Raw genomic sequence first — 12,614 nt, forward strand, 5'->3', positions numbered from 1 at the left:
AAACCGACAAAGTCATTTGGCTTTGTCGGTTTTTTTGTGCCTGAAATAAGAATTAACTTGAAAAATATCACATTTTCGCATAACCTTAAAGTAGACATATCTTTTTACCTTCTAGACCGAAATCAAGGAGGTAGGCCAAGTGGTACAATTTGATGCTAGAAATATGACGCTACTCGAATCGCTCGTCGTGGCGAATGTATATCTTGCACCCGAGAAATTACAAGAAGAATTAGGGATTTCGAAACGAACACTTCAATATGATGTGGAAAAAATTAATAAAGAATTAGACAATATAGGGCTTGATGGTATTCAATCCGTTCGAGGACAAGGTTATTATTTATTAGAAGATGAAAAATCGACAATTAAAGAAATCCTTGGAAATAGGGAAGCGAGCCACAAAGTCTTTTCAGCTAGTGAACGTCGCATCCGTATTTTATTTTTTCTACTTGTAACAGATGCACGAGTAATTATCGATACAATTAATGAATGTAATGAAGTCAGCCGCAACACCAGTTTACAGGATATTAAACAATTAAAATTATCGCTTAAACAGTTTAACTTAGAACTCGCTTATGATCGGAAAAATGGTAATATGGTTCTTGGTGATGAACGTAGTATTCGTCAGTTTTTCATTCATTATTGTATGAATAACGAAGAAATCGCAACCGCAGATCAGCTTCTCGATTTAATGAAAATTAATCCAATGATTAAAAATAAAGAACTCTTCCCACATTTAGATACAATTTTTGAAATTTTAGCAGTAACAGAGAAAAAAATCGGTATTCGTTATACAGATGAAGTTATTGAGCGTATTGGTATTATGATTTTCTTTTTTAAGGAACGAATGAAACGCAATTGTTATTTAAATGAGAAAGAAGAACATGAAGTAGAATCATTTGATATCGCCCAGAAAATTTATCAGCAACTGCAACAAGGTGAGGATTTTAAGAGCAATCATGCGGAAATCACTTATTTAGGTAAACTTTTGCTTGGAGCGAGTCGTTTGAATGATGATGCGGCTGCTGAAGGAAAACTAGATCTCATCGTTGAAAAAATCATTGCTGAATTTGAACGCCTCGCTTGTGTGAATTTTGAAGACCATCGCAGTTTGAAGAAAGATTTATTGCTCCACTTACAGCCAGCCTACTACCGACTTAAATTCCAAATCGAGTGGATTAACCCGCTGCGCACAGACATTAAACAAAGCTACAGTGATGTGTACGAGATTACGAAAAAATCACTCGAACCGCTAGAAGATTTACTTGGTGAAACGATCCCAGAGGATGAAATAGCGTACGTAACAATCTTGTTCGGTGGCTATCTTTCACGCAAAAACAATACTTTAGTGGAACGAAAAAAGCTCTTAATCGTTTGTTCCAAAGGCGTTGGAACGTCGCGGATGATTGAGCGACAATTATCGCAATTGCTCGGTGAACGTGTTGAGATATTAGAACCAATTTCCATCCGTGAATTTGAAAAAGGGTTATACGCACCAGATTTTATTGTGTCGACTTTGCCAATTATGGAACCAAAAGCACCAGTATTTATCGTTAGTCCAATTTTGACAGAAGCGCAGAAGCAACAACTTATGAAGGCAATTGCCCCACACATTTTACAAAAAGATTCAGATGCTCGCATGTTATCATCCGTGCTCGATGTAGTAGATCAATATGCCAAAGTGGAAGACCGCGAAAAATTAGCGGCCAAGCTGAAGTCGGTATTATTTCAAGTGCAACCAGACAGCCAGCTAGAGAAATCGCCATCGCTTGATGAACTATTACCGGAACAACGAATTATTTTTAAAGAAAGTGTGACGGACTGGCAAGAAGCTATCCGAGTGGCTTCAAAACCACTACAGCAAGAAGGTTATATCTCGAAGAACTATCAACATGCAATGATTGACAATATTGAGAAACTCGGGCCATATATCGTTATTGCACCAGGGATTGCACTTCCCCATGCTTCGGTGGATGACGGCGCATACCGTGTTGGAATGAGCCTGTTGCGATTAGACCAGCCGGTTTCATTTTCAAGTAAAGCGAAGGATCAGGTTAAATTAATTATTGTGCTCGCTTCCATTGACTCCTACACACATATTAATGCGCTGAGCCAACTCACTAATTTAATCATGAAACATCACTTGCTAGAGCAGATTGAACAAGCTGAATCAGCAGCAGAAATTGCTGCAATGTTAACAATAAAATAAGCTATAAAGCCAGTGGAGCAGTCAAATGCCGCACTGGCTTTTTTGTATGCTCGCTAACGACAAAATGTAACAGTCTATTCTTTGCACTTTCGAAAAGAAAGGAATTGGGCTTTTTTAAACAGAGTGGCTACAGCTATAATAAGAGTGTAAGTTATTGATAGCGCTATCAATTAGTTAGAAGGGATGAAGAGATATGTCTTTTTTGGATAAAGAGCTTGTGAATCTGCATGGTTCAGCTAAAAATGCTGACGAAGCTATCGTGCAAGCAGGAGAATTATTAGTGAATGCAGGTTATGTGAGCGAACAGTACGTAGAAAAAATGGTGGAATCATATCATGAAAATGGTGCGTACTTTGTCATTGCACCTCAAATAGCAATTCCTCATGCAAGACCAACTGATGGTGTTGAAAACTCTGCGGTATCACTAGTCGTACTAAAAGAAGGCGTGAATTTCGGACACGCCGCAAATGATCCCGTGCGATTAGTCTTTGGGCTCGCAGCAACATCAAGTGAGGCACATTTAAAAGTCATTCAAAAAATTGTCTCCTTGCTTAGTAACAGCGATAACATTGAAAAAATGATTCATTCAGAAGATTATCAAGCAATTGGAGAATTAGTGGAGGGATAACGATGAAAATTTTAGCAGTGTGTGGACTTGGTCAAGGAACAAGCCTAATTTTAAGAATGAATGTAGAAACAGTCTTACGCGACATGGGAGTGGACGCAGATGTAGAGCACATTGATGTATCGGCTGCGCGCTCAATGAATGTGGATATTATTGTAACAAGTCAAGAATTAGCAGAAACACTTGGAACAGATACAAGCGCCAAAGTAGTCATCGTCAATAACTATTTTGACAATGCGGAAATTAAAACGGCTTTATCTGAAGCAATCAATAGTTAAATAAGACAAAAAAAGGTGGGAAAAAAATGGAGATTATTACGTGGATTGCCAATAACTTTTTTGGAACCCCAGCCATACTTTTAGGTTTTATCGTACTTCTCGGGTTACTTTTACAGAAGAAAAATTTAAGCCAAGTTATTAGCGGAACGTTCAAAGCAATTATTGGATTCTTAATTATTAACGCTGGTGCGGCTGTTATCACTGGTTCCCTTGGAATTTTCGAACCAATGTGGAAAGAAGTATTCGGGCTTGAAACACCGCCACTTGCAGGGTTTTTAGGACAAGAAGCCTTTAATGCTAAATTTGGTAGTGCAGTAACACTTGCGATGACTCTAGGATTTTTAGTCAACGTATTATTAGCAAGATTTACACCGTTTAAGTATATCTATTTAACTGGTCATATGATGTTCTGGACAACAACGATCTTTGCAGGAATTACTGTACAAGCTGTTGGCGGCGATATTCCGTTCTGGGGTCTTGTACTATTCCTAGCAGTAATCATGGGTCTTTACTGGACATTACAACCAGCAATTACACAACCATTCCTACGTAAAATTACAGGAAATGATAATGTCGCATTAGGGCATACTTCATCCAGCGTAGCGATTTTATCTGCTTTACTAGGGAAAGTATTTGGAAATAAGAAAAATGATGCAGAACATATTAACTTACCGAAAAAATTAGAGTTCTTACGTGACTCAAACGTTATTACAGCACTTACAATGGGGATTCTGTTCGTAGTTGGTGCAGTGATTCTGATGGTGAAGAAAACACCAGGAGCAGAAAAATTAATCGCAGAAGCTGGCAATCAAAGCTTCATCGTATACTCCATCGTTCAGTCCTTTACGTTTGCAGCTGGTATCGCCATCGTTCTTGTAGGTGTGCGGATGTTTATCGGCGAAATCGTACCAGCATTCAATGGTATTGCAACAAAACTTGTACCGGGCGCGAAACCAGCACTAGATGCCCCAATCGTTTATCCATATGCGCCAAACTCCGTAATTATCGGTTTCTTAGGAGCATTCATTGGAGCGATTATCTGGTTGGTAGTACTTGGAAATACAGTTGGTTACGTGTTTGTGCCAACAATGATTGTTCTCTTCTTCCACGGTGCAGTTGCTGGGGTATTTGGTAACTCGACGGGTGGGGTTAGAGGAGCCTTGATAGGTGGATTCCTAACGGCAACAGTTGTCGCCTGGGGTCAATATATAATGGTTACTTTCTTTATTAATACGACTGTTCCCGATACAGCAATGTGGGCAGCCGACTCAGATATGTTTATTCTAGGACCAATAGTCAGCATGTTAGCGAAGTTATTCTTTTAAGTAAAATCTAAACCTCTTCCTTGTCTAGCATTCAAGAGGAAGAGGTTTTTTGAAAGGAAGTTTTAAAAAATGAGTTTTATTCGTACTTTTTATGGAGATATCGCCCCGGATCAGTTGGGCTTCACTTATTCACACGAGCACATTGTCTGTGTACCGGCTTACTGGCAAGAGCGAGATGCCGATGATTTACTTTTAGATGATAAAGAAAAATCGCAACTTGATGTACAAGATTTTGCTGATTTAGGTGGTAAAACAATTGTTGATGCAACCGCGGTTGATTATGGTAGACGCGTATTAGATGTGGCGCAAATTTCCAAAGAAACAGGTATTCAAATCGTTGGAACAGCTGGATTTAACAAAAGCTTCTTATGGGATGGAAAAATCAAACCAGAACTGAAGCCGATTATAGGTGACTTTGAAACATATTATGAATGGATCGAAAATACTTCAACGGAAAAACTAACAGAATTCGTTGTAAATGAAGTCGAAAACGGACTTGAAGGAACACCGTACAAGGCCGGTCAGGTGAAATTTGGCACTGGCTACAATATGATTACACCTTTAGAAGAAAAGACGATACGCGCGGTTGCAAGAGCACATCACGAGACAAAAGCGCCGATTCATTCTCATACAGAAGCGGGAACGATGGCTTTAGAGCAAATTGAAATTTTAAAACAAGAGAATATACCGTTAGAATATCTATCAATTGGACATATGGACCGTAACCTGGATCCGTATTATCACAAGCAAGTTGCTAAAACAGGCGCATTCATGTCATTTGATGGCATTGCAAAAATCAAATACGCACCAGAAAGTGCTCGGATTAAAGCAATTCTATATCTAGTTTCGGAAGGCTTTGAAGATCAAATTTTAGTCAGTGGTGATACAGCGCGCAAAACATATTATAAACATTACGGCCACGGACCAGGACTCGAATATATCACCAAAAAATGGGTGCCACGCTTTATTGACGAAGCAAACGAAAAAGGCTTTGACGGAGAAAAATTAGTTAAAAAATTCTTCATAGATAACCCGGCGAGATGCTTTACATTTAAAAAATAGGAGGCGAAATCTGTGTTATATGCAGATGAAAATTCATTTGATATTGGCGCAAAAATCACGAGAACAAAACCAGTCCTTTTGCCAATAGGAGCAGTTGAAGCCCATGGACCGCATTTGCCACTGGGGACAGACAATATTTTAGCGTCTGAATATTCTGCGAGAATAGCGGCCGAAACAGATGGTTTTGTGCTTCCGGTATTACCTTATGGCCAAGTTTGGAGTTTGCAAGATTTCCCAGGGAGTTTAACGTTATCCAATGAGACCGTTACAAAAGTGGTCGTAGAAATTGGTGAAAGTCTTTATAAACAAGGATTTAGACTATTTGTACCAGTGAGCGGACACCTTGGCAACATGGCAGCGCTAAAAGATGCAGCGCGTGAACTATATGCCAAATACCCAGATATGATTATCTTGCACATTTTTTACCCGAATATCCAAAAACTTGCAATGGACGTGCGCGAAGGAAAAGCAAACCATCATACGTACATTCATGCTTGTGAAATCGAAACGTCACTCATGCTCTACTTATCACCGGAAAATGCCGATATGAGTCGTGCCATTGATGATCCACCAATTTTACCAATTGATGCGGATTTCACCCCGACACCCTGGCAAAGCTTCACAAAGACAGCAGTACTAGGAGAAGCAACTTTGGCAACAGCAGAAAAAGGCGAATACTTGATTGAAAAAACGTTAAAAACATGTGTGGAGTTGATAAAGCTTGAACAAGAAAAAATTCGAAAATCTACCGAAATGGAATAATTTTGCGCTATTTAATTTTTTAGCGAAAGATAAAGAAAATAGCCTAGAAGTCATGGAAGCATCGCGCGGTTTTGCAGTACCAGGAATTGTGGCGACAAACTATAAAACACCAGAAGAAGCCGCAATTGTGGTGAAAGAACTACAAACAACGGCCGAGGTCATCAGTGTTGGTCTTGGTGGCGGCGGCGACTGGCACAATTGGCGTGATGTTCTTCATATCGCACGCCTCGTACCGAATAGTCATATTAACCAACCAATCGAAACAGCGGGATTAACAAATGACTTGCTTCCGGAAACATACACCAATGCACTCGTTCGACCAACCGGAAAAGTAGGTATTGTCAAATTATCTTCCGGAGATGAAATTACTGCCGAAGAAGCAGTCGATTATTGTTTATCCGCAAATATTCCGTCAATCAAATTTATGAGCATCGAAGGAACAAAGTATTTAGATGAACTTGTTTATTTAACAAAAGTTGCAGCAGATAAAGGGATATACGGCATTGAGCCAGCAGGTGGGATTGGTGCCGAGAATATTCTTGAAATAACAACTGCCATCAAGACGACCGGCATTCCGTTTTTCATGCCACATATCTTTGGAAAAACAATTGATAAAGCTACAGGTCGCACCAAACCTGAAGAAATCGAGAAAATTTTTGCAGCTTTGGAGGAGAGATAAATGATTAATAACTATATCGATATTACGATTCGCTTATTAGAAAATATTCTTGATAATGAAGCCAACTACGTAAAAGAAGCCGGTGAAAAAGTAGCCGAATCTATTGAAAACGATGGCGTTATCCATTTATTCGGTTGCGGCCATTCCCACATTTTAACAGAGGAAGTATTTTACCGAGCAGGTGGACTTGCGGCGATTCATCCGATTTTACATGAACCACTTATGCTTCACGAAGGTGCTGCTGCGTCATCTGTACTTGAGCGGAAAAATGATTATGCGAAAACGTTTATGGCTAAGGAAGATATTCGTCCGGGTGATGTAATGATTGTATTATCTACATCTGGTCGTAATCCTGTCCCAATAGATGTTGCTGAAATTGCTCGTGAAAAAGGTGCTTTTATCGTCGTTATTACTTCGCTTCAATACTCAGCTAGTCAAAAATCACGTCACGTATCAGGAAAACGTTTATCTGATACAGGAGACATTGTGATTGATAATGGTGCTGTTAAAGGAGATGCAGTACTAAAATCAGCAAACTTTGATATAGCATTTGCACCAACATCTACCGTAACTGGTGCAGTTATCTTACAATCAATTTTTGCAGAAGCCATTGAAAAAATGGTAAATGATAATTTCACACCACCAGTATTTATTAGCGGTAATGTCGAAAATGCCGATGAGCATAACAAGGCGCTTGTTGATAAATATAATGAGCGAATTCCGTTACTTGGAATGAATTTATAAAATTAGCTTCCCTAGGGTTTTTGTTTCCCTAGGGTTTTTTTAGTATAATAAAGTTATTAAGATTAGTGGAGGAATAATATGCTTACAACAAGAAAAGCATTATATTATTTAGACAAAGGAAAAACAAAAGAGGCGATTCACTTACTTGAAACTTGTTGGAATCAAGAAGTTACTGCCGAAAATAGAAGAGATATATTTACAGCAACGGTATTACTTAGCGATGTGCTATACCAAAGCGGCGAACGTTTTCCAGAAATCTATCAACAGCTCATGTCAATTTTAGAAGAGATGAAAGATATAGAAGCAGTCGATTTCGAACGTGAAAAAGCTAAGCAAATTTTCGCCGAGTTAGATGAATATTTTAGTGAGGTAGGAACATTTTTCCAAGGGAATAGTTTAGCAGAGCTTTGGCTGAAGTTTGACTCTGAAAATGACTATAAAGATGTGTACCCTACGCCACAAAGAGTGGCTGCAATCGAAGCTGAACTAGGATATAAGTTACCTAAATCCTATATCTACTTAATGCGTCATACCCAAAATGGAGGTATCGTATCAACGGGCTCTGTCCCCACGACAGAGCCAAGTTCATGGTCGGAGAATTGTATAGCTATTACTGGTATTATGGGAATAGGAGACCACGGAATATCTACAATAAATGGTATGCACAACACAAATTTTTGGACAGAAGAATGGGGTTACCCCGATGTTGGTTTAGCTATTGCTGATTGCCCATCAGCAGGACATGACATGGTTTTCTTGGATTACCGAAATTGCGGAAAAACAGGCGAGCCCGCAGTCGTTCATATTGATCAAGAAGGTGATTATAAAATAATTAAGCTAGCTGATAATTTTGAAGAATTTATTTTGAGTTTGTACAGAGAGGAATATTAATTCAAAAACAAGAAGGAGTGCGGCGGATGGATTCAGAATATGTATTTGATAGCGAAGAAGCAACAAAATTATTAATGAAGAACTATGAGTTAGTTAGAACAAGCGGCGTCAGTTTTATTGATAAGCGGATTCGATTTCTGATTGCTCGTCTTTTTGCGGGAAATAATGAAATCGTTCAACCTGAAAAATTCTATGAAATTAATAAAGAAATCAAACGACAACTAGGTATGTTTACAGCATTGAATGGCAATGTCCGCGCATCGCTTGTTGGCTTGCTGATGGCAAGTGATAATGCGAGTCGGGATAGTGTTAGCCAAGTGATTTCCAATTATAACACACTCATCGAAGCAGGCTTTAAACGCACGGAATACACCTATTTCGCCGCTTACTTATTACTAGAATCAGAAAATCCAACACTGACAGCAAAAAAAGCCAAAACCATTCACCAACTTTTCAAAAAAGACCATCCATTTTTAACCAAAAGTGAGGACGTAACAACAGCTGTTTTCTTAGCTAATCTTAAAGAAGAGAATACAGAAAAATTGGCTGAAGTCACAGAATACTATTTCCAAGAATTTGCCGCAAAAGGTTTCCGGAAAAATGATAGTTTGCAGTTTTTAGCTACAACAGGAACACTTTTATATGGTGAAAAAGATAGCAAATTTATTAGAAGAGTAGACAATGTGGTAGAAGAATTACGCCAAAAAGGTGTGAAAATCAAGCCATTACATTACTCAAGTATCGGAATTTTAGCATTTGTGATGGATGGACGTAAAATTGACTCTGGCTTGGTGAACTTCATTGATGACTTGCAAAATCAACCGGGTCTGCGGTTTGGTCGCGAGTTCGTAACAGCACTGGCAATCAGTCTTTATACAGAAAAACAATCGGGCCAAATGAGCAAAGAACAATTAGAAGGATTAATGGTTAATGTGCATATCTTAATTGCGATGGAACAAGCAGCCGCAATGAGTGCAGCCGCAGCAGCAAGTGCGGCCGCGGCATCAAATTAATAAAAAAACTGGAAGCATAATAAGTAGGCTTCCAGTTTTTTTATTATTTAAGGACTAACGTAATAATCATTACTTTGTTTTGGAGGGACAGAACTACTTAAAACATAATCTTTTAAAAATGAATTAGGAGCACTATCCCATAGATCCGTTCCAGCCGATTTGGGTGGGGCGATGCCTGCAAAGAAAGCCATGTTATTTAAAGCCATGGTATCGGCCATCTTTTCTTTATCAGTTTGACTATAGTTTTTATAAGATTCACTCGTCATTAAGTCCATCATAGCTTTATCATAACCACTATTATAAAAAGTCTCATAATCATAAGAATCAAAGTTAAGCAAATTTTTATCTGATGTTCCAGTTTCTTTTGCCCAAGACTCTATGTCCAATTTTTGAGATTGATAGGTGAACGTTTTGTTTTTTGCGCTGTAGGTAAGGTTCCCGTATTTATGGGGATAGACAGAAAGAGCGTTTGTCACAATATCAGTAATTTCTTTACCATCTGAACTTTTGGCAGATCGGATGTTTTGGGTGTGAATATGCCCACTCAAAGAAAATTTCATATTGCCAGCTGTAAGAGCATCGATTACTTGTTGGTTGTAATTGATTGTGTAGCCCTTTTGAATAACATCATTATGATCGGTTAAATTGTGGTGCATAACTGGAATAAGTTTTACACCATTTTTTTTCGCTAAGGCGCTACATTCTTTAATCCAATCTAATGTGCCAGCTGTTAAACCACCTTCTGTCGTTGGAGAGCCTTGCTGCATATTGGTTTTATAAATAGCTGTATCAAGCATGAGGAGCCAAACCTTGGATGAAGGTGCTGCTAAATAGCTTAGCGAAAAATCATCTTCAGAAATAGCATCTTCGTAACCAAAATGATTATAAATTTTGCTGAAATCTGCTGGTGATACAGTATCGGTCGGTAATTGTTTGTCTTTCTCGAATTTTCGAGCCCATGGATTGTTTATATCGTGATTACCAGGAACAACAAATACTTGGGTACCTGTTTTTTCTACTTGCGCTAATTTTTTTGCTAATTCTTCATGGCTAGTTTTTTCGCCATTATTAGTCAGATCGCCGCTAATAATTAAAACATCAGCCTTTTTAGTTTCGACATCTGTTAAAAAAGCATTGGTTATTTCATCGCTATATGCCAATTGCTTTCCATCACCAGCGGCTAGATATTTTTGGAATGCCCGCCCGCCATCAGTGAGTGATGGCGCAAAATAATGAACATCGGTCGTTTCAATTATTGATAAATCACGGTCTTTTTCAATCGGAGCAGTAATTTTCTTCGTTTCTTCACTTGCAGAACTACAGGCAACTAAGGTAAAAGATAAAAGAATAGGAGCGGCTATTTTTAAAAATTGAATCACGTTAATCACGCTTTCATGTTTGTATTTTCACAAATTGAGGTAAAATTTAGAACAGAACTCAGTAAGCAAAGAGCAATGTTCTAAATGTATTAAATATCTCTATCTAATATGCTTTTCGTTAAGCGGTACATATCATCACGATATACGCCAGCTGGCAATTTTTTGATTTCACGAAGCGCTTTATTTGTATATTTGTTGGCAAGTTTGAATGCCTGTTCGACACCCTTATATTTAGAGATAAGTGCTAAAACTTGTTCGGAAGCTTCATCAGTCATATCTAGTTTTTGAGAAAGAAGCGGTTCAAATTCTGCTAAGTGACCTTTCATTGCATAAATAAGGGGAAGCGAATAAATACCTTGCTTCATATCATTTAAAACAGGTTTGCCAAGACCTTCATCTGTACTTGTGTAATCCAAGACGTCATCAATAATTTGAAAAGCCATACCAAGATAATGACCAATATTATAACATTTTGCTACAGTGATACGTGTTGCTTTACTGCCAGTTGCACCAGAATAACAACTAAGGGCAAATAGTTGAGCTGTTTTGCCAGAAATACGCGATAAATATTCGCGAACTGTTACATCCATTTTATAACTTGTGCGCATTTGATCCAGTTCACCCATTAAAATCTTTTCGATATTTTTACTGTTAAATTCGATATTTTCAACGGAAGAAGTATGCGCGGATAAAATTTTAAAACAAATACAGAATAAATAATCACCTGTATAAACGGCATAATTACGACCATATTTTGAATGGATAGTAGGGATGCCGCGACGTAATGGGGAATCATCAACGACATCATCATGAATCAATGTTGCCATATGAAGCACTTCAAGCGCAGCAGCGATAGAAACAGTGCGGTCTTTATCATAGTCAGGACCAGCTTGAGCAGAAAGAAGCGCAAAAGCAGGGCGCAGTAATTTTCCACCGGCATGAATCAAATCTTTCACGTTTTGCTCTACATGTTTATCACGAATTTTAATGTTGTCTTCAATTGTTTGTAAGACTTCTTGTAAATCTTTGGAAAGTGCAGGATACTCATCCCACATAGCATGAAGTTGCATATTGAACTCCTTTTTTTAAAATTATTTTTGTGCTGCTTGACTTTGTTTTGCATCAGCGAACATTCGCAAAGTTTGGACGTTTTTTAGCAAATAGTTTGCCGCAATCCCAACTGCGATTCCAGAAAGAATACCGATAAAAGATAATACTGGCAAATAAAGCATAACCGACCAAGTTCCTGCAATCCAACTTGCAATAACGAGTTGTCCGACATTATGTAAAATCCCACCAGTAACACTAACACCAATGATGCTCACACGTTTCGGTCCAAGTTGTTGTACGAGCCACATTCCAAGAAAACTCAAAATAGCTCCCGCTGCACTATACATAAAAGTCGATATAGTCCCACCAAGCAAAGTGGATAATACTAATCTAATGCAGATTATCATAAATGTATCTTTTGCCGATAAGGTATAAAGCGAAATACAAGTAATAATATTAGCAAGGCCTAGTTTCGCTCCAGGAGCAAATGCAAATGGAAACGGAATAGCCCGCTCGAGTAAACTAATGACTACAGCTTGTGCAGCCAAAAGTGCTATATATACTAATCGTCTGTTTTTTGTCATAAAAACACTTTCCTAT

Annotated in this window: 13 protein-coding genes; 10 read left to right on the forward strand and 3 right to left on the reverse strand. The window is 38.4% G+C overall.

Features of this window, described 5'->3' with window-relative positions; all coding sequences use genetic code 11:
- Window positions 1-139: 139 nt before the first annotated feature.
- From HCB38_RS13660 to HCB38_RS13705, 10 genes are all read left to right on the forward strand, one after another.
- Window positions 140-2,206, forward strand: coding sequence for a BglG family transcription antiterminator (locus HCB38_RS13660; RefSeq protein WP_185638795.1), 2,067 nt, complete (start codon window positions 140-142; stop codon window positions 2,204-2,206).
- 193 nt (window positions 2,207-2,399) lie between these two features.
- The gene (locus HCB38_RS13665) at window positions 2,400-2,834 is read left to right on the forward strand and encodes a PTS sugar transporter subunit IIA (protein ID WP_003728554.1); all 435 of its coding nucleotides are present in this window, start codon (window positions 2,400-2,402) and stop codon (window positions 2,832-2,834) included.
- Between the two features lie 2 nt (window positions 2,835-2,836).
- Entirely contained in the window at window positions 2,837-3,109 is a 273-nt protein-coding gene (locus HCB38_RS13670; RefSeq protein WP_003726309.1) for a PTS sugar transporter subunit IIB, read from the forward strand.
- A 26-nt stretch (window positions 3,110-3,135) separates the two neighbouring features.
- The gene (gene ulaA / locus HCB38_RS13675; RefSeq protein ID WP_003733048.1) at window positions 3,136-4,434 is read left to right on the forward strand and encodes a PTS ascorbate transporter subunit IIC; all 1,299 of its coding nucleotides are present in this window, start codon (window positions 3,136-3,138) and stop codon (window positions 4,432-4,434) included.
- Window positions 4,435-4,503: 69 nt separating this feature from the next.
- Window positions 4,504-5,496 carry a phosphotriesterase family protein gene (locus HCB38_RS13680; RefSeq protein WP_185619607.1) on the forward strand — a complete coding sequence of 331 codons (993 nt, stop codon included), beginning with the start codon at window positions 4,504-4,506 and terminating at the stop codon, window positions 5,494-5,496.
- Between the two features lie 12 nt (window positions 5,497-5,508).
- The gene (locus HCB38_RS13685) at window positions 5,509-6,258 is read left to right on the forward strand and encodes a creatininase family protein (protein WP_185619609.1); all 750 of its coding nucleotides are present in this window, start codon (window positions 5,509-5,511) and stop codon (window positions 6,256-6,258) included.
- The gene (locus HCB38_RS13690; protein WP_185319784.1) at window positions 6,218-6,937 is read left to right on the forward strand and encodes a KDGP aldolase; all 720 of its coding nucleotides are present in this window, start codon (window positions 6,218-6,220) and stop codon (window positions 6,935-6,937) included. The genes HCB38_RS13685 and HCB38_RS13690 overlap by 41 nt, the downstream gene beginning before the upstream one ends.
- Window positions 6,938-7,681, forward strand: a complete 744-nt coding sequence (locus HCB38_RS13695; protein WP_185607910.1) for an SIS domain-containing protein — start codon at window positions 6,938-6,940, stop codon at window positions 7,679-7,681.
- Window positions 7,682-7,759: 78 nt separating this feature from the next.
- Window positions 7,760-8,572, forward strand: coding sequence for an SMI1/KNR4 family protein (locus HCB38_RS13700; RefSeq protein ID WP_185638797.1), 813 nt, complete (start codon window positions 7,760-7,762; stop codon window positions 8,570-8,572).
- Window positions 8,573-8,598: 26 nt separating this feature from the next.
- Entirely contained in the window at window positions 8,599-9,585 is a 987-nt protein-coding gene (locus tag HCB38_RS13705; RefSeq protein ID WP_185619613.1) for a DUF4003 family protein, read from the forward strand.
- Window positions 9,586-9,632: 47 nt separating this feature from the next.
- Here HCB38_RS13705 and HCB38_RS13710 read toward each other — a convergent pair whose 3' ends face one another.
- The 3 genes from HCB38_RS13710 to eetB form a co-directional block, all read right to left on the reverse strand.
- Window positions 9,633-10,964, reverse strand: coding sequence for a metallophosphoesterase (locus HCB38_RS13710; protein WP_185319788.1), 1,332 nt, complete (start codon window positions 10,962-10,964; stop codon window positions 9,633-9,635).
- 89 nt (window positions 10,965-11,053) lie between these two features.
- Window positions 11,054-12,034: a polyprenyl synthetase family protein gene (locus HCB38_RS13715; protein ID WP_185638799.1), complete on the reverse strand. Its 981-nt coding sequence runs from the start codon at window positions 12,032-12,034 to the stop codon at window positions 11,054-11,056.
- 21 nt (window positions 12,035-12,055) lie between these two features.
- Entirely contained in the window at window positions 12,056-12,598 is a 543-nt protein-coding gene (gene eetB, locus HCB38_RS13720; RefSeq protein WP_003723627.1) for a flavinylation system FAD exporter subunit EetB, read from the reverse strand.
- Window positions 12,599-12,614: the final 16 nt, after the last annotated feature.

It is taken from the genome of Listeria farberi, assembly GCF_014229295.1.
Taxonomy (GTDB): domain Bacteria; phylum Bacillota; class Bacilli; order Lactobacillales; family Listeriaceae; genus Listeria; species Listeria farberi.

What these genes read in the sequence shown, in the direction of transcription:
- HCB38_RS13695 (WP_185607910.1), top strand. Translation starts at nt 6,938, where the DNA reads ATGATTAATAACTATATCGATATTACGATTCGCTTATTAGAAAATATT.
- ulaA (WP_003733048.1), top strand. Translation starts at nt 3,136, where the DNA reads ATGGAGATTATTACGTGGATTGCCAATAACTTTTTTGGAACCCCAGCC.
- HCB38_RS13715 (WP_185638799.1), bottom strand. Translation starts at nt 12,034, where the DNA reads ATGCAACTTCATGCTATGTGGGATGAGTATCCTGCACTTTCCAAAGAT.
- eetB (WP_003723627.1), bottom strand. Translation starts at nt 12,598, where the DNA reads ATGACAAAAAACAGACGATTAGTATATATAGCACTTTTGGCTGCACAA.
- HCB38_RS13670 (WP_003726309.1), top strand. Translation starts at nt 2,837, where the DNA reads ATGAAAATTTTAGCAGTGTGTGGACTTGGTCAAGGAACAAGCCTAATT.
- HCB38_RS13705 (WP_185619613.1), top strand. Translation starts at nt 8,599, where the DNA reads ATGGATTCAGAATATGTATTTGATAGCGAAGAAGCAACAAAATTATTA.
- HCB38_RS13665 (WP_003728554.1), top strand. Translation starts at nt 2,400, where the DNA reads ATGTCTTTTTTGGATAAAGAGCTTGTGAATCTGCATGGTTCAGCTAAA.
- HCB38_RS13700 (WP_185638797.1), top strand. Translation starts at nt 7,760, where the DNA reads ATGCTTACAACAAGAAAAGCATTATATTATTTAGACAAAGGAAAAACA.
- HCB38_RS13680 (WP_185619607.1), top strand. Translation starts at nt 4,504, where the DNA reads ATGAGTTTTATTCGTACTTTTTATGGAGATATCGCCCCGGATCAGTTG.